The 20,260-nt window shown below is 64.3% G+C and carries 20 protein-coding genes; all 20 read left to right on the forward strand.

Going from position 1 to position 20,260, the window contains the following annotated elements:
* Nucleotides 1-3 precede the first annotated feature (3 nt).
* The 20 genes from JL108_RS08960 to JL108_RS09055 all read left to right on the forward strand — a co-directional run bounded on the left by JL108_RS08960 (nucleotide 4) and on the right by JL108_RS09055 (nucleotide 20,240).
* On the forward strand, nucleotides 4-675 hold the full coding sequence (locus tag JL108_RS08960; protein ID WP_307837226.1) for an RraA family protein: 672 nt from the start codon (nucleotides 4-6) through the stop codon (nucleotides 673-675).
* The gene (locus JL108_RS08965) at nucleotides 675-1,811 is read left to right on the forward strand and encodes an acyl-CoA dehydrogenase family protein (protein WP_205197965.1); all 1,137 of its coding nucleotides are present in this window, start codon (nucleotides 675-677) and stop codon (nucleotides 1,809-1,811) included. The genes JL108_RS08960 and JL108_RS08965 overlap by 1 nt, the downstream gene beginning before the upstream one ends.
* Nucleotides 1,808-2,845: an acyl-CoA dehydrogenase family protein gene (locus tag JL108_RS08970; protein WP_205197966.1), complete on the forward strand. Its 1,038-nt coding sequence runs from the start codon at nucleotides 1,808-1,810 to the stop codon at nucleotides 2,843-2,845. The genes JL108_RS08965 and JL108_RS08970 overlap by 4 nt, the downstream gene beginning before the upstream one ends.
* A 20-nt stretch (nucleotides 2,846-2,865) precedes the next feature.
* Nucleotides 2,866-3,645 (forward strand): enoyl-CoA hydratase/isomerase family protein, encoded by a 780-nt coding sequence (locus JL108_RS08975; RefSeq protein ID WP_205197967.1) that lies wholly within the window; start codon nucleotides 2,866-2,868, stop codon nucleotides 3,643-3,645.
* Nucleotide 3,646: 1 nt separating this feature from the next.
* Entirely contained in the window at nucleotides 3,647-5,806 is a 2,160-nt protein-coding gene (locus JL108_RS08980) for an acetate--CoA ligase family protein (protein ID WP_205197968.1), read from the forward strand.
* A 36-nt stretch (nucleotides 5,807-5,842) separates the two neighbouring features.
* Nucleotides 5,843-6,820, forward strand: coding sequence for an amidohydrolase family protein (locus JL108_RS08985; RefSeq protein ID WP_205197969.1), 978 nt, complete (start codon nucleotides 5,843-5,845; stop codon nucleotides 6,818-6,820).
* A gap of 146 nt (nucleotides 6,821-6,966) precedes the next feature.
* The gene (locus JL108_RS08990) at nucleotides 6,967-7,614 is read left to right on the forward strand and encodes a GntR family transcriptional regulator (protein WP_240190862.1); all 648 of its coding nucleotides are present in this window, start codon (nucleotides 6,967-6,969) and stop codon (nucleotides 7,612-7,614) included.
* A 155-nt stretch (nucleotides 7,615-7,769) separates the two neighbouring features.
* The gene (locus tag JL108_RS08995) at nucleotides 7,770-9,236 is read left to right on the forward strand and encodes an MmgE/PrpD family protein (RefSeq protein ID WP_205197971.1); all 1,467 of its coding nucleotides are present in this window, start codon (nucleotides 7,770-7,772) and stop codon (nucleotides 9,234-9,236) included.
* A gap of 1 nt (nucleotide 9,237) precedes the next feature.
* Nucleotides 9,238-11,436 carry a CoA transferase gene (locus JL108_RS09000; protein WP_205197972.1) on the forward strand — a complete coding sequence of 733 codons (2,199 nt, stop codon included), beginning with the start codon at nucleotides 9,238-9,240 and terminating at the stop codon, nucleotides 11,434-11,436.
* 37 nt (nucleotides 11,437-11,473) lie between these two features.
* Entirely contained in the window at nucleotides 11,474-11,851 is a 378-nt protein-coding gene (locus JL108_RS09005) for a Rieske (2Fe-2S) protein (protein ID WP_205197973.1), read from the forward strand.
* The gene (locus tag JL108_RS09010; protein ID WP_205197974.1) at nucleotides 11,841-12,152 is read left to right on the forward strand and encodes a hypothetical protein; all 312 of its coding nucleotides are present in this window, start codon (nucleotides 11,841-11,843) and stop codon (nucleotides 12,150-12,152) included. The genes JL108_RS09005 and JL108_RS09010 overlap by 11 nt, the downstream gene beginning before the upstream one ends.
* A 22-nt stretch (nucleotides 12,153-12,174) precedes the next feature.
* Nucleotides 12,175-13,386, forward strand: coding sequence for an amidohydrolase family protein (locus JL108_RS09015; RefSeq protein WP_205197975.1), 1,212 nt, complete (start codon nucleotides 12,175-12,177; stop codon nucleotides 13,384-13,386).
* A gap of 22 nt (nucleotides 13,387-13,408) precedes the next feature.
* Nucleotides 13,409-14,467, forward strand: a complete 1,059-nt coding sequence (locus JL108_RS09020; protein WP_205197976.1) for an aldo/keto reductase — start codon at nucleotides 13,409-13,411, stop codon at nucleotides 14,465-14,467.
* Nucleotides 14,460-15,455 carry a hypothetical protein gene (locus JL108_RS09025; protein ID WP_205197977.1) on the forward strand — a complete coding sequence of 332 codons (996 nt, stop codon included), beginning with the start codon at nucleotides 14,460-14,462 and terminating at the stop codon, nucleotides 15,453-15,455. Before JL108_RS09020 ends, JL108_RS09025 begins: the two co-directional genes overlap by 8 nt.
* 5 nt (nucleotides 15,456-15,460) lie before the next feature.
* Complete coding sequence (locus tag JL108_RS09030; protein ID WP_205197978.1) at nucleotides 15,461-15,880, forward strand: RidA family protein; 420 nt, start codon at nucleotides 15,461-15,463, stop codon at nucleotides 15,878-15,880.
* Nucleotides 15,877-16,533 carry an RraA family protein gene (locus JL108_RS09035; protein ID WP_205197979.1) on the forward strand — a complete coding sequence of 219 codons (657 nt, stop codon included), beginning with the start codon at nucleotides 15,877-15,879 and terminating at the stop codon, nucleotides 16,531-16,533. Before JL108_RS09030 ends, JL108_RS09035 begins: the two co-directional genes overlap by 4 nt.
* Before the next feature lie 5 nt (nucleotides 16,534-16,538).
* A complete protein-coding gene (locus JL108_RS09040; RefSeq protein WP_205197980.1) occupies nucleotides 16,539-17,213 on the forward strand; it encodes an RraA family protein in 675 nt (224 codons plus the stop codon).
* On the forward strand, nucleotides 17,210-18,079 hold the full coding sequence (locus tag JL108_RS09045) for a hypothetical protein (protein ID WP_205197981.1): 870 nt from the start codon (nucleotides 17,210-17,212) through the stop codon (nucleotides 18,077-18,079). The genes JL108_RS09040 and JL108_RS09045 overlap by 4 nt, the downstream gene beginning before the upstream one ends.
* Nucleotides 18,076-18,858 carry an MBL fold metallo-hydrolase gene (locus tag JL108_RS09050; protein ID WP_240190805.1) on the forward strand — a complete coding sequence of 261 codons (783 nt, stop codon included), beginning with the start codon at nucleotides 18,076-18,078 and terminating at the stop codon, nucleotides 18,856-18,858. Before JL108_RS09045 ends, JL108_RS09050 begins: the two co-directional genes overlap by 4 nt.
* A 113-nt stretch (nucleotides 18,859-18,971) precedes the next feature.
* The gene (locus tag JL108_RS09055; protein WP_205197983.1) at nucleotides 18,972-20,240 is read left to right on the forward strand and encodes a hypothetical protein; all 1,269 of its coding nucleotides are present in this window, start codon (nucleotides 18,972-18,974) and stop codon (nucleotides 20,238-20,240) included.
* The last annotated feature ends 20 nt before the right edge of the window (nucleotides 20,241-20,260 follow it).

Genomic DNA, 20,260 nt, shown 5'->3' on the forward strand with positions numbered 1-20,260 from the left:
GCGGTGACTATCCGAGCAACGACAGGCGCCGATTGGTGGAACGCGCTCGACGCCGCCGACCGGGCGCTTTCCACTGCCACGCTCCACGAAGCGGCGGGGCGTATCGGCGCGCTACCCTTCTCCATCAAGCCGGTGAGCCCATCCGCACGGGTCTTTGGGCCAGCCTACCCGGTTTCCTGTACTCCGGGCCACAACCTGTGGCTGCATCATGCTGTCTATGCCGCCCCGGCCGGCGCGGTCCTGGTGGTCGATGTCGGAGCGGGCGCCGAGTTCGGCTACTGGGGAGAGATCCTCAGCGTCGCCGCCATGGCTCAGGGCCTTGGCGGACTCGTCATCAACGGGTGCGTTCGGGACAGCGACCAGCTCCCAGAAGTGGGCTTTCCCGTCTTCAGCGCGGGTCTGTGCATACGAGGCACCGGGAAAGACCCGAAGGGGGCGGGATCGCTCGGCAGCCCGATCTGCGTCGGTGAGGTGACGGTGAGCTCAGGAGACCTGGTGGTCGGCGATGCGGATGGCGTCGTGGTGATCCCCGAAGGCCGGGTGGCGCCGGTGATCGAGGCTTCACATGCGCGAGAGCGAGATGAGGCCGAGTACATGGATCGTCTTCGCGCCGGGGAGCGCACCGTGGATATCTATGACCTCCCCGCCGTGGCGGGATCGCCGGGTGGACTCTGATGGCTCTGGACGCGGCATGGCGCGGCGCGGTGGCCGAGCTCCGGGCCGAGGTGAGGTCCTTTCTGGCCGAGGAGCGCGAGCGCGGCGGATATCGCCCCATGGTCGACGGCTGGGTTCAGGGGGTCGACCCTGAGTTCAGTCGGCGCCTCGCCTCCCGTGGCTGGGTGGGCATGGTGGTCCCCCGGGAGTACGGAGGCGCCGGTTCGACAGCTCTGCGGCGATGGGTCGTGACGGATGAGTTGCTCGCAGCCGGGGCTCCGGTGGCCGCCCACTGGATCGGTGATCGCCAGGTCGCGCCGAGCTTGTTGCGACATGGCACCGAGGAGCAACGTCGCAAGTTTCTTCCTGGGATCGCGAGCGCTGAACTCATCTTCTGCCTTGGTATGAGTGAACCGGACGCTGGATCCGACCTCGCTGCCGTCCGGACCAGGGCCGAGCGTCATCCCGACGGGAGATGGGTGCTCAACGGGACGAAGCTGTGGACATCGCATGCTCAGGTCGCGGGGGCGATTCTGCTCCTGGCGAGGTCGTCACCGCTGGGGGAGCGGCGCCATGTGGGGCTGAGCCAGTTCCTGGTCGAACTGCCTCGGGACGGAGTCTCGATACGACCGATTCAGACGATTGACGGTAAAGCCCACTTCAACGAAGTGGTGTTCGATGACGTTGCGCTGCCCGAAGACGCCCTGCTGGGCACCGAGGGTGAGGGGTGGCGACAGGTGACGATGGAACTCGCCTACGAGCGAAGCGGGCCCGAGCGCATTTCCAGCTCCGTTCCGCTCCTCCTCGCTTGGGGTGATTCGTTGCGAGCCGAGGACCAGAGCGCGCGTGAGGAGTACGCCGCCCTGATAGCCCGGCTGGTGATGTTGCGGCGAATGTCGGTGGAGATCGCGGCCGAGCTGGAAGAGGGATCGGTGCCCGAGACCCGGGCGGCGATGGTGAAGGCCCTGGGAGGCGAGTTCGAGCAACGAGTCGTGGAGTCGGTGAGTAGATTCTTCGGCGCGGTCCCCTCGTTCAGTGGCACCGAGCTCGAGACGCAGCTGGCTCATGGGCTGACTCATGCGCCGACATTCGGCGTGCGCGGCGGGGCGACAGACATTCTTCTCGGCATCGTGGCCAAGTCGGTGGGCGCGCGATGAGCGCCGCGGAATACGCCGTACTGACGCAGACCGTCGAAGGAGCTCTCGCCGACGTTCCGGCAACGGATCCTCGCGCGGCGTGGGATGTACTCGAATCGCTGGGAATGACGCGCGTGGGAATCCCCGAGGATCGCGGCGGAAGCGGTGGGAGCTGGCAGGAAGCCGCCATCATCCTGCGCGCCATGGCCGCGGTGAGCGCCGACGCGCCCCTGGTTGAGACGAGCTGGGGCGCCGGCTGGCTTCTGGCGGCGGCCGGACTGGACGTACCCGCCGAGCCTCTGTCCGTGGTCCCCCTCGACGCGCTGGCCTCCCGTCGCTCCGACGGCGCCTATGTGGTGACCGGCCGAGTCGACGGTATTGGCGCGGCCGCGCTCGCGCGTGGTCTGGTGGTGATGCTTCCGCAGGATGGCCCCGGAAGCATGATCGCCCTGATCGATGCCGGACGGGTCCAGGTCGTCCCCGGCGAGACGATCGCCGGCACGTCCCGCGATGCGGTGGAGTTCCACGATCTCGTCCTCAGCCCCGCCGAGTTGACGCCCGCGCCGGTCTCCTACCGGGATGTCGCGCTGCGGATGTCGGTCGCGATGCTGGCTCAGGCTGTGGGCGCGGCGGACCGAGCTGAGCGTCTCAGCATCGAGTACGTCACGACACGCGTTCAGTTCGGCCGTGCTCTCAGCAAGTTTCAAGCGGTGCAGCACCGCGTCGCCCGGTTGGCGGCCGCGGCTCGATTCCTTCACACCGCCTCGACCACCGCGGTGGATGTCCTGTCGCGAGACGAGGACGACTCCTCGGCCTTCTTGGTCGTCGTTTCACTGGTCGCGGCGCATGAGGCGATCGGCGAGGTGGCTGCTCAGGCGCACCAGCTTCATGGCGCGATCGGCTTCACCCAGGAGCATGCGCTTCACCGCAGTACCACGCGGTTGTGGACATGGAGGCAAGAACTCAGTGACGGCCGCCGATGGATTACGGAGCTGGCCGACGCTCTGCCGGGACGCGCGCCGGCTGACGCCTGGGCTCAGATCAGCCTCGACTGACATGGCATGAACGGAGAACGATGGATCTGGAGTACTCGGTTGAGGGACAGGTTGCCACTATCCGGCTCAATCGCCCCCACCTGAAGAACGCTTTTACGTTTGCGATGCTCGAGCAGTGGACGCGGGCCCTGGAACAGGCTCAGGCCGACGACGAGGTCCGCGCCGTTGTGCTGACCGGGGCGGGGGGCGCATTCTGCTCGGGTGTCGAACTCTCGGAGATCGCCACCGTCGAGGACAGCCCGCTGGCGCACAAGCACATGCTCACTCGACGAGTCCACACCGTCGCGCGGGCCGTCGAGCAGCTTGACAAACCGCTGATCGCGGCAATCGACGGAGTGGCGGTCGGCGCGGGCATGGACATGGCGCTGATGTGTGACATGCGGTTTGTCTCTCCGCGGGCGAAGTTCTCCGAGGGGTACGTCAAGGTAGGCCTGGTGCCCGGCGACGGAGGCTGCTTCTATCTGCCGCGCATCGTCGGCGAGGCGAAGGCTCTCGAGTTGCTCATGACCGGCGATCTCGTCGACGGCGAGGAAGCGCTGCGGATCGGCCTCGCGACGAAGCTGTTCGACCCCGACGAGCTCCTGCCCAAGACCTATGAGTTCGCGCGCCGACTCGCCGAGGCGCCGCCGGCTCATGTCCAGTTGATCAAATCGGCGGTTCGACGCGCCCGCACATCCGATCTGGCGACCAGTCTGGATCTGATCTCCTCGCATATGGGAATCGCGATGGCGACCAAAGACCACCGCGAGGCGATGCGGGCGTTCCGCGAGCGTCGGCAGGGCCACTATGAGGGAGCATGACGTGACAGTGAAGCCTGAGCTCGGTATCGACGAGATTCCGAAGGCCGATGGCTCCGTGCTCGAGGGACTGCTGCGCCCGTCGTCGGTCGCCATCGTGGGAGCTTCGGAGACGGAAGGGAGCTATCCCGCGAAGGTTCTGCGCAACCTGGCGAAGTTCGGTTATCGAGGTGAGATCTACCCGGTGAATCCACGGCGCCAGAAGGTCTTCGAGTATCCGTGTTTCCCCACCCTTGCCGAGGTACCCACGGTGCCCGATCTGGTGCTTTTCATGATCCCCGCCTCCGGGATCGAGCACGCCGTGCGCCAGGCATGCGAGATCGGCGTCACCGCTGGAGTGATCTATTCCTCGGGCTTCGCCGAGCTCGGTGGCGAAGGTCTCGAGACTCAGCAGCGGATCAGCGCCATGGCTATGGCGCGCGGCATGACGTTGCTGGGTCCCAACAGCCAGGGGTTCTTCCATCTGGGCTCGTCGGTGGTCGCGAGTTTCTCGACGACGCTCGACCATGGCCTGAGCTCGGATGGCTCCGTTGCCTATGTCGGGCAGAGCGGTGCGCTCGGCGGCGCCGTCCTCGGCCTGGCTATGGAACGGGGGATCGGCGTCAGCTCCTGGTTCAGCACAGGAAACGAGTCCGGGTTGACCGCTACCGATGCCGCCGAGGCGCTGCTGCGCGAGCCGAACATCGAGACGATCGTCATTCACCTGGAGGCGATCCCGGACGGTCCGATGTGGTTGACGCTGGCGGAGCGTGCTCGACACTCCGGCAAGTCGATCGTCTGCATACGCTCGGGCAGGTCGAACGCCGGCCGTCGCGCCGCCGCATCGCACACAGGGGCGATGTCACGGGGCGACGAGTCATTCCTCCTGCTGTCGCGGAGCGCGGGGATCGCCGTCGTCGATGACATCGACACCGCGCTGGATGTCGTGGAGGCGTCACTGGCGCCTCCGGTCATTGGCCGGCGGGTCGGCATCGTCACGACCTCTGGCGGCGCGGGCGGACTCGCTGCCGACCACCTCTACGACTTCGGTATCGATGTGCCCGTTCTCTCCGACGCCACCAGGGGGCGGCTCGATGCCCTGGTGCCGAGCTTCGGTTCGACCGCTAATCCGGTTGATGTGACGGCTCAGATGTTCGCCGCTGAAAAACCGGTGTTCGGTGAGGTCTGCGCGACGGTGTGTGGCGATGCCGGGATCGATGCCGTTCTGGTGGTGGTGACCAACCTGACGGGCGCGACGGCCCGCGAGGTGGCGGAGGACATCGTCGAAGCGACCGCTGATCATCCGGCTCCGGTCCAGGTGGCGTGGCTGGCTCCCGCTGACCGGATCGGTGAAGCCCGGGAAGCCCTGCTGAAAGGCGGCATCAGGGTGCATGGCTCGTTGGCGGCGGCGGCGCGGTCGATGCATTATCGGCTGAGCACCATGACACCGGAGGCCGTTCCGTCACGGGTGCTCGATGATGAGCGCCTGCGGCTCGTGGACGCGGTCGTCGCCGGTCAGCCGAAGGGGGTCATCACCGAATGCCGTGGGCGGTCTCTGCTCGAGCTCGCCGGCATCGCCACTCCTTCGGGAGTGCTGATCGACGGGATCGGCGACGTAGCGTCCGCGGCAGGGCTCCGCGCTCCTTTCGTGGTCAAGGTCCAGTCGCCTGATGTCCTCCACAAGACCGAGGTCGGGGGCGTTCGGCTGGGGGTCCAAGCCGTCGATCTCGCGCGGAGCATCGATGAGATACGGACGGCGGTGGCAGCGAAGGTGCCCCAGGCATCGATCGAGGGCGTTCTCGTGCAGGAGCAGCAGGGACCCGGGGTCGATCTCATCGTCGGTGTCCGCCGAGAGGGTGACGGCTACCCGCCGGTGGTGACCGTCGGCGCGGGCGGCATCGCCACGGAGTTGTATCGCGATATCGCGCGCGCCATAGCGCCGGCAGCGCCCGAGACCATCCATGCTTTGTTGAAGCAGCTGAAGAGCTGGCCTTTGCTGCAGGGATACCGCGGCGCGGCGGCGGTCGCCGTCGAGGCCGCCTGCGAGGGAATCGCTCGCTTGTCTGAGATCGTCGCCACCACCGCGGATATCACGGAGATCGAGATCAATCCGCTGCGGCTGACCCCGGACGCCGCCATCGCCCTCGATTTTGTTGCCGTCACGCGTCGATCCGATGACGGCTGACTCTATTCGTATCCAACCTTTATCTCGAGGAGACTCATGATCATCGACTCTCACGCCCACCTCGTCGCACCGCCGTCCTTCCAGGCGGCCTGGACGATGATGGAAGCGGCGGGAACGTACAGCGGACGCACCAGGATGCACACCTCGGACGAGGAACTCCTGGAGTGGGCCGACAAGCAGATCGCGATGATGGATGAGGTCGGCACCGATGTGCAGTTCACCTCGGCGCGGCCCTATACCCTCAAGCACTCGCATAAGCCGGGCAAGATCGTCGAATGGTGGGTTCAGAACAACAACGACGCCATCGCGGTGCAGGCGGCCGCGCGCCCGGACCGGATCAAAGGCGTGGGGGCGCTGCCACAGCAGGCGGGGGAGCCCACCACGGTGGTGTTCGAAGAGCTCGCTCGTTGCGTGGAGGAGCTGGGCTTCGTCGGTGTCCTCGTGAACCCGGATCCCGGCGAGGGCGACGGCCAGACACCCACAATGGACTCCGAGTACTGGTACCCGCTCTACGAGAAGCTGGTCGAGTACGACGTTCCCGCCCTATTGCACTGTGCCGGCTGCTACGGCCGGGAGAGTTTCAGCGAGCACTTCATCAGTGAGGAGTCACTGGCGATCCTGGCGATCCTGCGCGGCACGGTGTTCGAGGACTTTCCGACCTTGAAACTGATTGTTCCGCATGGTGGAGGCTCGGTTCCCTATCAGCTGGGGCGATGGGCCGCGCATATGGGGAAACACCGCGGCTGGGGTGGTGTCGAGGACTCGTTGAACGAGATGAAGAAGCTCCTGCGTCATTTCTACTACGACACCTGCCTCTACACCCCCGAGGCCTTGTCGCTGTTGATCGATGTGGTGGGCGCCGACCGGGTGCTGTTCGGAACGGAGCGCCCGGGCAGCGGGTTCGCCTTCGAGGACCTCAAACCGGTGATCGAGAAGCTTCCGAACCTGGATGACGGTGGGCAGCGACTGATCTTCGAGGACAACGCTCGGCGGTTGTACCCACGCGCCTTCTGAGCTCGCGCCGCACGGCGAACATTGGTGGTCCGGGGGCGGGTCTCTCGGGCCGCCGTCGCCCGCGACCGGAGTGGACCCCGGGCGGCGAGAGCCTTAGGATAGGCTAATAGAGGATAGACCATAAGGAGCCGAATATTTCTTCCGACCTGGACGTCCCCCGTTGGGCGACGAAGACGGATGTTGCTTACGCCTCGATCAGGCAGCGCATCCTCTTCGGCGAGCTTGCGCCCGGCTCCGTGGTCGAACAGGAGATGCTCGCCCGAGAGCTGGGGGTCTCGACCACTCCGCTTCGCGAGGCGTTGCGCCGGCTGGAGGCCGAGGGGTTTCTTCACCAGGTCGCTCATCGTGAGATGAGGGTCGCGCCGCTCTCGCTCAAGGAGCTGGAAGACCTCTACGCGCTACGTATCCGGCTGGAATCCTACGGCGCTCAGCTGGGCACCAAGAACGCATCGGACCAGGAGCGGGCGTTGGTGCTGAAAATGCTCGAGGAGCCGATTGCCGACGATATGGCTGGTCATCTCAAGCAGAACCGCGCGCTTCATCGCGCCATGTACTCGGCGGGCGGCAACGTGGAGCTTACCGCGGTGCTCGACCGGCTGTGGGATCGCGCCGATCGCTATCGCGCGATACTTCTTCGCGATCAGGCTGTCGCCTCGACGGTGCACGCTGAGCACATCGAGATCGTCGAGGCGTTCCAGAAGGGTGACGGGCGGCTGATCGCTCGATTGACGCGGTCACACCTGGAAGCCGGCCGCGCGAGCCTGCTCGGCAAGCTGCCCGCTCCCACCGTGTAGACCGGTCTGCGCCCGCGTCGCCCTTCTCGCGCGTGAACTTCAACCTCGGCAGAGGCCTGTGGACATTCAGTATAGATTATAATTGACATAGTGCATGAAATTCGTGAGACTGGTCTCAGACGGAGGATGACACCTCGCTCGCGGAAGGATGCGTCATGGCGGTAGAGACCAAGGCAGAGGTGACCGAGTGCTTGGTCGACCTGGCGTGGTCGACCGATTACTCGGCATTGAGCGACGAGGCTCTTCGCGCAGGCAAGTCTTTGATTCTCGATACGCTCTGTTGTGTGGTCGCCGGCTCTGTCGAGGATTCGGCGACCATCCCGGCGGGAGTCTTCTCCCAGCTGGGAGGAGGGGCCGAAGCGACCCTTCTCGGCGGCGGGCCCGCGGCGGGAACGCGGTTGCCGGCTCTCAACGCCGCCTACGTCAACGCGCACAGCGCCAACGTGATCGACGCCGATGACACGATGAGATACAAGGGGCACATCGCGGCGGCGACGGTTCCGCCCGCCCTCGCCTTCGCCGAGCGGCAGCGCGCCTCGGGCCGGGACTTCCTCACCACCGTCATCACGGGTTATGAGATAGCCGCCCGGATCGGGCTGTCTCTCCAAGGGCTTCGGGTGAATGAAGCGGGAGAGACGGCCTTCCAGAAGGTGTCCGGCTATGGCTGGGTCGGCTTCGGCTCGGTGGTGACCGTGGCCCGGCTCCTCGGTGTCAGTGTCGAGCAGATGAGAAATGCCGTGGGCATTGGCGCCAGCACGCTCATCATCCCCGCGTCGACGATGTTCGGCTCCATGCTGCCTCGTCCCATGACGAAGTACGTGATGTACGGCAACGCGGCTCAGTCGGGGGCGCTCGCGGCGATGCTGGCCGAGCAGGGCTTCACGGGCAAGGCCCGGCTCTTCGAGGATGACGATGGGGGCATCGTCCCGGCATTGGGCTCTCTCGGAAGGGATGTGGAGGTCCTCGTTCGTGGAGTTGAGAACCGCTGGTTGATCCAGGACGCCTGCTTCAAGCCGTATCCGGCGTGCAGGTTCAACAACCCGGCCATTGATCTCTTTCTCGAGGTCCTGAGGGACCAGCAGGTCGATCCGGCGCGCATCGCCGAGATCGTCGTCGAGGTTCCCCCGGCTGGGCTCAAGAAGCATCGCGCGGATGTCTTCCCAGCGGAAAGTCTCGTCGATGCCACCTTCAGCCTCCCGCATCTGCTCGGAGCCGCGGCATATGCGGGGCCGCCGGGGCCTGGTTGGCTGAGCGAGGAAGTCCGGATGAGCCCCTTGATCGCCGATCTCGCCAGGAAGATGACGATCCGGCCCATCGAGGGTGCCGGCGAACTGGCTGCTGAGGATCTTTCGACGCGCGGGCATCTGGTTCGGATGCCGACTCGTCTTCGCGTCCGTGTCGATGACGGGCGGATCTACGAGCGCGAGGCGGTCTACGCCCAGGGCGATGTCTTCGACCCGGAATATGCCTTCGACTACGACCGCCTCGTGACGAAGTTCGAGGACTTCTGCGGGGGTATCCTGTCCGCCGCTCAGATCGATCGGGTGGCGTCGATCGTCATGGATGTAGAGCATTGCGACGACCTCGGTGAGCTCGTCCGGAATCTCGTTCGTGAGGGCTAGGATGGCTACTCTTCCGACGGCCGTGGCCTCGGGGCTCCGCGTGACGACTCTCGGCCTCGGGCTTGCTCCGATGGTGGTGGCCAAACACTTCGCGGAGCTGGGCGCGAACGTCGAGCGCGTTCGGCCCTCCTGCCCTGATCGCGGTGAGGACTATCCCGCTTTCGCCTACTGGTCCAGCCTGATGACGGAAGTCCCGCGCCATGCCGTTGAGCAGTCCGTGGCCGGTGCTGACGTCTGCATTCTTGGGGGAGAGACCGATCCGGCTGCTCGGTGGCGTTTCGACGCCGCGAAACTTGCCGAGACCCATCCGCGCCTGGTCGTCATCGAGATCGCGTCTGATCTGGTCGATGGTGAGTCGGATGTCGGCAACGAGCTTCTGGCGCAGGCCCGCAATGGCATGGTGTTCGAGCAGTTCGCTGATCGTCCCTATGTTCATGGGCTGCGGCCCGCGACCTATGGAGCGGCCCTCAATGCCATCGTCGGCGGCTGGGCCGCCCTCGTCGAGCGCGCACGGTCCGGCTGCGGACAGCTGGTGCGTACGACGTATACACATGGGCTCGCGTCCTTGTTCAATGCCTTGTGGATGACGACCGCCCGAAGTGACAGCCCACTGCAGGTCTATCCACCGCGGGATGTTCAGCAGCTTATTTTTCCGACCGCGGACGGTTGTCATGTCCAGCTCACCCTCGGTGACGTCGGTGCCGTCGCGCGGCTCGAAAAGATCCTCCGGCTCGGCGGTGATGTCGATGCCTCTCCTGGTGGTCGAGCTGCGGCAGGGAAGGGTCCGCGTCGTTACTTCGCCGACTACGACAGGCTCGCGCCAGCGGTGGCGGCCTGGGAGAGCGGGACTCTGGTCGATGAGCTGAGGCGCCAGAGGATCGGCGTGGAACTCGTTCGGGGCCCGGGCGACTGCTGGGACGAGCAGCAGGTCGTCGAGAACGACTGCCTCGTCGAGCACGGCGGTTATCAGTACGTCGGACCATCGTTCAGTGTGCTGCGTCGCGGTGGCGGGCGGCCGCGACCGGAGATCACCTGCGTTGAGGGCCCGGTAGGGGCACCTCTGGAAGGTATCCGCGTCGTCGATTTCGGCGCCTTCGTCTCAGGGCCGCTCGGCGCTCGCCTTCTGGCGGATCTCGGGGCGGAGGTCGTTCACGTCGAGCCGCTCGATGCGGCGGGTAGCTTGACCTCTCATCGACAGCTGGTCGTCGCCAATCGAGGTAAACGCAGCATCATGGTCGATCTGAAATCGAGGGACGGTCGTGACGTCGCGGAGCGTCTGATCCGGCGATCGGATGTCGTTCTCCATAATTTCCGGGTCGGCGTCGCGGAGAGACTCGGCCTGGGCGAGGCGGACGTGCGGGCGATCAACCCCCGTGCGGTGACGGTGCGAACGTCGGCGTTCGGGATGGCGGGCCCGAAGCGGAGCGAGACCGGATTCGACATGCTCATCCAGGCCTACACCGGCGTCGAGCGGCGGGCCGGCGGGCCGGGCGGCCAGCCTCTGTGGGTGAGAACCATCACGGTCGATTACGTCAGCGGTTTGCTCGGTGCCGCCGCGGCATTGGCGGCTCTTTACGTGCGGGCCGTCCGAGGAGGAGTGGTCGAAGCGCAGGTGGACCTCCTGCGTGCGGGTCTGTTCCTGTTGACGGACATTCGACGTGCCCCCGATGGAGACGTCGAGCAAGGGCCCGCTCTCGATCACGATCGAATGGGGTTCGGCGCATCCGAGCGACTTTACGAGACGGCTGATGGCTGGGTCGCCATCGCGGCGGTCGACGGGGAGATGTTCGAACGTCTTCTGGGTGTCCTCGACATCGACGCCGAGGGGAGCGGGAACGCTGACGTCGGACGCATCGCGTCTCGCCTCCGCGCCCTGACCTCCAGTGAGGCTCTGTCGAGAGTGCGCGGTGCCGGCGTGTGGGCGGAGCCGTGCATCGAGGACGGGTGGTCCCGGCTACGGGATTCGGTTCCGGCGCGTACAGCCGGTCTCGTCCTGCATGTCGATGACGAGGCGCACGGGCCCGTCACCGGATGGTTCGGAGCCCCCTTTGTGCTCGGCCGTTACCGCCTCCCCGCTCTCCCTCGCCGGTCGGCTCCCGCGCAGGGCGTGGACACCTGCCGGATCCTCCGCGAGATCGGCTACAGCGCCGAAGAGATCGAGGTGTTGGAGACATCGGGAGTGGTGAGATCCGCAGCATGAAAATTCTAGTATATGCAAATTTACAGGAGGTGGCGCTGTGAGTGCCTCAGTGACGGCGGTGGCGGTGGGCGACAGTGAGGACGTTCCCGAACGGGGACGGCTCGTCGTCGATATCGGCGACCGGACGGTCGGTGTCTTCCGCGTCGCCGGACAGCTACGCGCCTACGAGAACACCTGCCCGCATATGGGCGGCCCGGTGTGCCAGGGGCTGATCATCCCAGGCGTCAGGGAAAACCTTGACGAAGGCGGGATGACGGTGGGTCAGGAGTTCGATGAGGAAGACCTGCGCATCGTGTGTCCCTGGCACGGTTTCGAGTTCTCGATCGATACAGGTCGGCATGCCGGTGCTGGTCGTCCTCGGCTGAGGTCTTTTCCCGTCGATGAAAGAGATGGAGTGATCTACGTTGAAATCTGAACACGACTCTCTTGTCGCCATCGCCGAGGAACTGTGCGCGCGGGTCGACACGATGGTCGCCGACCAGGCGGCGGTGGTCGAGATCGATCCGTCCGTCGTCGATGAGCTGGTGACCCATGTGACGCGCTTCTTCTTCGCGCGCTCCGAGGCCGGCGCCGTCGATCAACTGAACGCGGCCAATTTGTCGGCCACGGAGGCGCTGACACTCGTCGGCGCGCTTCTCACATCACAGAACATCAACGCCTTCGATCTGTCGCTCTGGCTATCGCATCTGGGCGCGATGCCCAGTTCGGAACAGTGAAGATCGTGGAAATGAGGACACCATGACTGAGACCGTCAAACCGGCCGCCGGACCGCTCGCGACACCTCGTCCCGTCCAGCAGATCGTGCAGGAGACCGATACCCGCGAGATGCTGGCCAACGCCCGTAAAGACATCGACCGGTATGGACTCCATGACTACTTCATCGTGGATGTCGATGCCCACCACCATGAACTGCGTTACTGGGACGCGGTGCTGGAATATATCGATGACCCGGTAATGCGCAGGAACGCGCTGGCGATGAACCGGTTACGTCCCGGCGCGCTGATGGGACACACGCCTGGTCTGAACTATCAGGATGTGGCGGGGCGCATCCCACATTCCAACTCTCATCGGTTGATCGAAAACGTCGCTGAAGGTCGATCGGAGGACGTCGAGCTGCTCATTCGAGCGATCGAGTCCATGGGCATCGATATCCAGGTCATTTTTCCCCAGCCGATGCTCGAGATCGGTTTGCACCCGCAGGGCGATGTCGAAGTCGCGCTCATCAAAGCGTATACGCGCTGGTTGGTCGATAACACGCTCAAGGAGGACGACAGGATCAAGAGCCTGATTCCCCTTCCCTTCGTTGATCCGAAGGCCTGCATCGACATGGTTAACGAGCATGCTGACAATCCGGCGGTGTTGGGTTTCATGGTCACGAGCCAACGCCATCAAGGCGTTCAGCATCGCGATTACATGCCGCTGTACGACTTGATCCAGGACACCGGCAAGCCGATCGCCTTTCACGCGGGGCCGTCGTTTCAGGACACCGCGTCGCGTGCGCTCAACAAGTTCATCGCGATTCACGCGGTCACCTTCGTGACCTGCAACATCGTGCACATGACCAACTGGATCCTCAACGGTATTCCCGAGAGGTTCCCTCGTTTGAAGAGCATCTGGGTCGAGAGCGGGCTCGCGTGGATTCCGTTTCTCATGCAGCGGCTAGACCACGAGTTCTTGATGCGGCAATCGGATGCGCCGCTGCTCAAACGGCTGCCGAGCGAGTACATGAAGGATTGCTTCTACAGCACGCAGCCGATGGAGGCCACGAACCTCAAGGCGCTCGAGTACACGATCGATCTGATCGACGGCGAGAACACGCTCTTGTACTCCTCGGACTGGCCGCACTGGGATTTCGATGCTCCGTCCTCGATCGCCTCGCTGCCGTTCCTGTCCGAGCAAGGCAAGCGCAACATCCTCGGTGAGAACGCTCGCCGACTGTTCAACCTGTGATGGAGGAAAGGCAGATCGCGCGATGAAGTATCGAAAAATACCGGGGACGGATCTCTCGGTCTCGGAGTTCGCCTTCGGTACGGGCGACAACGCGGGCGGCCTCGTCTATGCGGAAACCCGAGAACAATACGAGCTCGTGGAGAACGCGCTCAACGCCGGAATCAACTACTTCGATTGCTCACCGGACTACGGCAAGGGGCTGGGTGAGGCGAACCTCGGCCGGATCCTGCGTGACATGGGTGCCACTGACTCGGTCACGGTCGCGACGAAGGTCGAGATCATGCCCGAGGAGCTCCACCGTATCCCGCAGAAGGTGGAGCAGAGCATCCACGACAGCCTGTTGCGGCTCCGGCGTGACCATGTGGATCTCCTTCTCCTGCACAATCCCAGTCGCCTCACCCCCGACCTGGACATCCGTGTGTGGACGCCGCTGACCCCGCAGCAGGTTCTCGAGGAAGTGGCGCCGGCGCTGGAGAAGGTGCGCGCGGCCGGCAAGGCCCGCTTCATCGGCGTCTGCGAAGAGCGCTCCGAGCCGGCGGCAGTCGGTGCCGTTCTCGACAGCGGGTTGTTCCAGATGGTTTATGCCTGGTTCAACCTCGCCAATCCCAGCGCGGTGCGGCCGGTGGACGGGCTGCCCGAAACAGAACACTATGACGGTTTCTTCGAGGCGGTGCGGCGTAACGACGTGGGCGTCGGTGTGATCAGGCCGTTGGCGGGCGGGGCGCTCACTCGGGCCATCTATGAGCAGGGGCCGGACGGCCGCCACCCAGTTTCTGGCGGTTGGTACCGGGACCATCCGGAAGAACTCGAGCCAGAGCGCCAACGCGCGGCACGGTTCGCGTTCCTGGAGTCGGAGGGACAGACCCTGGTCGATGCCGCCTATCGCTACATCCTCGGTCACCCAGAGGTGACGAGCATCATCGGCGGGTTCTCAGCCCGGCAGCACATCGCCGATGCGGCGGCGGCCTCGGATGCTCCCGGCCTCAGCGAAGAAGACCTGAGGCGCATCAATGCGGTTCACCACGCGGGCTTCACCCCGGATTCGTCACCTGATAGCCACGAGGAGTCATCACATGAGTGAGATCGTCATCGGGATAGGGACGTCGCACAGTCCCTTGCTCGCGATGGAAGGAAGGCTATGGGCCGATCGAGGTAAGGACGATCTGCGTCGCACGGATCTCCATCTCGCGGACGGCAGAGTACTGTCGTACCCCGAGCTCGAAGAGGAGGTCGATGCGCGGTACACGGCCGAAGCCACCATCGAGATCTTCGACGAGGCGTATGCCCGCGCGCAGGCCGGTCTCGACCGCATCGTCACGGCGATCGAGGACACGGAGCCGGACGTTCTGATCGTCATCGGCGACGACCAGGCCGAACTGTTCAGTCTGACCCATAACCCGGCGTTCACTGTCTATACCGGTGACGAGCTGGTCATGCACCCGAAGAACGAGATCAGTCCCGATCTTCCGGAGTGGCACCGTACGGCGAATGAGGGCTACAGCATGGATACGGCCAATCGCCATCTGGCCGACCCTGAACTAGCCACCGCGGTCGTCGAAGGACTGATCGAGCGAGGCGTTGACGTGTCGATTGCCAGCCAGGTCGTCGACCCTGTGGCCGCCGGGTTCGGTCATGCTTTCGGCTTCGTTGCGGAGCGACTGATCAAAGGCAAGCGGATCGCCATTCTGCCGATCATGCTCAACACCTACTTTCCGCCGAACGTGCCCACGCCACGACGATGCGTCGAACTCGGCCGGTACCTCGCCGATGTCGTGTCGCAGTGGCCCGGTGAGCGTCGGGTGGGCATCGTCGCATCCGGTGGTCTGAGCCACTTCGTCACGGACGATGAGCTTGACCGGGAGGTGCTCACTGCGCTGGAGAAGAACGACATGGAGACGCTGGAGGGGATCCCCGTCAAGGCTCTCCGGTCGGGTAACTCCGAGATCCTCAACTGGATCATGACTGGGGCGGCGATGACGTCCTTGTCGATGGTCGACTCCGACTACATCCCGGTCCGCCGGACTCCCGCGGGGACGGGGATCGGTCTGGCCTTCGCGGTGTGGAGGTGAACGGGATGGCGACTCAGGCGCGTCGAGCGAGTATCGACGTTGACGGCTTGGCCCACGGAGACCTTCCCCTACCGGCGGGTTCGCGTGTCGGCCCCTTCATCGCCACCGGTGGCGTTCGCGGGGTCGACCGCGCGACGGGAACTCTGTCGGCAGACATCCGGGACCAGATCCATTCGATGTTCGACAATCTGATCAGCATCGTCGATGCCGGCGGAGGCTCTGTCGACTCCATCCTCAAAGTGACGATCTGGGCGCGCGACCGCAGCATTCGGCCCGCGTTGGACGAGGTCTGGATCCGGCACTTTCCGGACCCATCCTCCCGTCCCGCCCGTCACCTCCAGGTCACGTCACTTCCGGGTGAACAGCTGGTGCAGTGCGAGGCTCTCGCGGTCGCGCACGATCACCCTCAAGGAGAGCCCGCATGAATGAACTCCTCCCACGCCTCTCGGCACTCGATACGGGCGCATTGTCCGACGTCCTCGATCGCGAAGGCATCGAGGGTGCGGTCAGAGGGCTGAACCGCCTGTCAGGACATGCGAAGGTGGTGGGACGCGCGGTCACCGTCGAACTCGGCTTGTTCACAGGTGCCGTGCCCGATCGGCACCTGTGCAGCTCGGCAGTGGATTCGTCCGACGGTGACTCGGTCATCGTGGTGGCGAATGAGGGAAGGACCGACGCGGCGAGCTGGGGCGGCATCCTCTCGTTCGGTGCCGTGGAGCGAGGCGTCGCCGGTGTCGTAATCGACGGTGCTACGCGAGATCTGGACGAAGTCATCGAGTTGGGCCTGCCGCTGTACGCCAAGACGGCGGTACCGGTGTCCGCCCGGGGTCGGTACGTCGAGGTCGGCTGGAATCGACCGGTCAAGATGAACGGCGTCACCGTCCGGCCGGGAGACTTCATCATTGCTGATGCCAGCGGCGTCATGGTGATTCCAGCCGAGCGCGCCGAGCATCTCGTTGCCGTGGCCGAGGAGGTCGTCGCCGCCGAAAAAGCGTTGGTCGAACAGGTCCGGTCTGGGCGCGCCGTCTCGGCGGTGATGGGAAAGAACTACGAAACTCTGGCCCAGGCGGAAGCGTGATGTCCATGACTGAGCAACAGGCCAATCTGGCGGCCCTCGAGGCACTGAGCTGCACCGATCTCAGCGACGCGATGGATCGCCTCGGCATCCCCAGTCAGTGCAGCGGAATCATGCCGATGGCCCATGGCCATCGGTTGGTCGGACAGGCATGGACCTTGCGTTATGGCCCGATCGGACAAGACGGAGGGACGGTTGGTGACTACATCGACGACCTTGGCCCAAGGCAGATCGTCGTGCTGGACAACCAGGGTCGGACGGATGTCACCGTCTGGGGCGACCTCCTGACGTATACCGCTCACCTGCGCAACGTTGGTGGGACGGTGATCGACGGTGTCTGCCGGGACGTCGATCGCGCTTTGGAACTGGACTATCCGATCTTCTCCCGTGGTAACTGGATGAGAACCGGCAAGGACCGCGTGCGGGTGGAGGCGATCCAGGTGCCGGTGTCGATCGGTGGCATCCGAGTCGAACCCGGAGATTGGCTGCGGGGCGACAGCGATGGCTTGGTCGTGGTCCCCGCGGGCCGCGCGCGCGAGGTGATCGAGGTCGCCCGGGAAGTCGCGACCGCGGAGGAGCACATCCGTAAGGCGATTGCAGATGGGCGGTCACTTCGTCAGGCGCGCGATGACTGGGGATATCACACGCTGCAGACTCGGATCGGACAGGAGGTCGACGGATGAGTACCACTCAGATGGCCGGCTCTCAGGTGATCGCTATACAGGCGATCCATGAGCTAGACGGCCGGATCAGCTGGTTTCCTCGGGGCATCCGTGGTTATGCGCCAACCAACTGCTACCTGGTGAACGGCGACGGCGCATCGTTGCTCATCGATACGGGGCTGGCCGCCGACCGGGCGACGGTACTGGGTGAGCTCGAGAGGACCCTTCCGTCAGGCCATCCGCTCTCCGTGCTCCTCCTTCGGATGAGCGAGTTCGACTCCACCTCTAATCTCGTCGAGATCGAGGAGATGAAACCGTTGGAACGGATCTACTCGACTTTTGACGACGCGCCGATGTGGGGCGCCTACTCCACCGAGGATGAGGTTCTCAACGCCCATCACCGAGCGCGCCTCCACAGGATCGAAGTGAACATGATCCGGGGTGTTGAGAACGTGACCGTGGGGGGCCGGCGGCTCAAGCTGATTCGCCCGTTGCTCAGGTTGTTGCCCACGTACTGGGTGTACGACGAGACAACACGGGTCCTGTACACTTCGGATTCCTTCGGGCATGTCTTCGCCGATGAGGAGTCGGCCGCATTGGCCATCAGGGACGGGGACAAGGATCCTACGACCGTCGATGACGTCCGCCGACATCTTCTCGAGACACGGTACTGGTGGCTCGCCCATGCCGCGACGAGCCTTCTTCAGGAGGATGTCCAACGCATCTTCTCTGAGCACGATGTCGAAGCCATCGCGCCGGCTCGTGGCGCCGTTCTCTTGGGGTCCGAGGTGGTTGAGCGTCATGTCGGCCTGCTGACTGAGGTTCTCGGGCAGCTCGGCGACGCCACCGCCGAGTCCCTGGCCACAGAACGGCGGGCGGCGGTATGAAGAGATTCGGTCTGCCTCGGGAGGTCGCGCCGGGAGTCTATTGGCTCGGCGAATGCCACATTCAGAGATTCGGCGGGAGGCTCCTACACAGCTACAACTCCGCTTTCCTCGTGACCGGAGAGAGCGAATCAGTCATCGTCGATACCGGTCACCTGGTGCATCTTCCCGTGATGGAAGCTCAGCTCGATGCCCTGGCGGATGAGATCCCGCCGATTCGGTGGCTGTGGACGACTCACCAGGAAACACCTCATTCCGGAGGCGTCGGAAGGCTCATGAGGAAGTTTCCAGATCTGAGACTTGTGGGTGACGTTCGAGATCACCACCTCTTCTTTCCTGACTATGTCGACAGGATGGAAACGTGGGAGATCGGCGACGAAATCGATCTCGGCGGCTCGACCTTCCGGATCGTCGAGCCGACGATCAAAGACCTCAACGGCACTCAATGGGCTTTGGATACCTCACGCGGCGTCCTTTTCCCCGGTGACGGATTCTGCTATGGCCACTATCACGAGGACGACGCTTGCGGTCATCTCGTGGAGGAGGTCGAAGGCCTGGCCATCGCGGAGCATGCTCGGATTTTCAGCGAGTTCTCCCTGCACTGGATGACTCTCGTTCAAATGGAGCCGTTCGTGAAGGCGCTGAAGCGGCAGCTTGCGGACCTGGACGTGCGGATGATCTGCTCAACGCACGGCCTGCCCATCTCCGATCCGGAGAACACGGCTCCCGATGTCTACCACGGGATGCTCGCGAGCGGGCTCGACCGAGTGACCCTCCGCTGAGGAAAAGACGAAGAACAGCTATCACTCAGCACTTATTGACTACCTGATGCTTTTCATACAGTATAAGACATGACCTAGCTCACAGCGGTGGACGCGCAATGAACGGAAAATATATGCTGAAGAACAAGGCGCCGGCATGCGCGGTGGTGCTCGCTGGGGTGATGCTCGCCGGCTGTTCCTCGGGGACGGGCGGCGGCAACTCCGGAGATGGTGTTGAAGCGGGTACTTCGAAAGAGGATTACATCGAAGCGCTCCGCGACGTCGATCCGATCGAACTGGTGTTACAGCTGCCGACGCCCCCGGGATCGGCCTACTCGCTGCCCGCGGAGAACTACGCGGCGGCGGTCGAGGAGTGGTCAGATGGCCAGATCTCGTTCAATATCGCCTATAGCGGATCGATCGCCGGACTCACCGAGATGGAGAATGCGCTTGCCGAGGGCCTGGTCGATATGGGCCAGCATCGCCCTGACTACCATCAATCGGACTTTCCGGTGACGTCTTACCTCGGACAGTTCCTGACACTACATGATACGCATCCGGTAGCCGGCAGCCTTCAGCTGATGGGCGCCGCGAACGAGATGTGGTACGACACTGATGCCGTGATCGAGGAGTTGGAGCGGAACGGGATCAAATCCCTGATCCCGTTCACCTCATCGGGCGGCTCCGAGCTCCTCTGCCGCGACGAGGCCGTCACGTCGCTCGATACGGTCGAAGGCAAGTCGATTCGGGTGCAGAGCGCGGCGGGCGCGGCCCTGGTCGAGCATCTCGGGGCGTCATCGGTCGATGTGCCACAGCCCGATGTCTACGAGGCGACCCAGCGCGGCGTGATTGACTGTATGGACGCCAGCTTCGGCCTCGCTGCCACGACGGGGGTGGCGGAGCTGACCGATGCATGGACGCTCAACGCCGACACTCCCGGGATTCCGCCCACGACATCCTTCGACATGAGTCTGGACACCTGGGACTCGCTTCCCTTGGCGGCCCAGCAGCTGTTATGGGATCGCCTCGACGTTTTCGTCGAGTCGTATGTCATCGACGGCGGCTGGGGTTCCAACGCTGAGGCGGTTGAGACCTCGAACGCTGCTGGCCTGTCCTGGAACGAGTGGGACGCCGAGGCGTCTGCCAGCCTGAGCGATTTTTGGGGCGGCTTCCGGCAAGACCTCGCGGATGATCCCGTCGGCGGTGTCGATGGAGGCGCGCTTCTCGACGAGCTCACACAGTCCCACGAGAAATGGCTGGAGATCGTCGACGAGGCAGTCGACTATCCCGAAGAAGTGGCATGGCCTGACTTCGATGAGTGGTACTCAACGACCGATATCGACATCAGCGGATGGACAGAACGGTTCGTGGAAGAGGTCCTTCTTCCCCACCGTCCGTCCTGACCGCGTGAAGGAGTGAGTAG

Source organism: Aeromicrobium sp. YIM 150415, from assembly GCF_016918125.1.
Taxonomy (GTDB): Bacteria; Actinomycetota; Actinomycetes; order Propionibacteriales; family Nocardioidaceae; genus Aeromicrobium; species Aeromicrobium piscarium.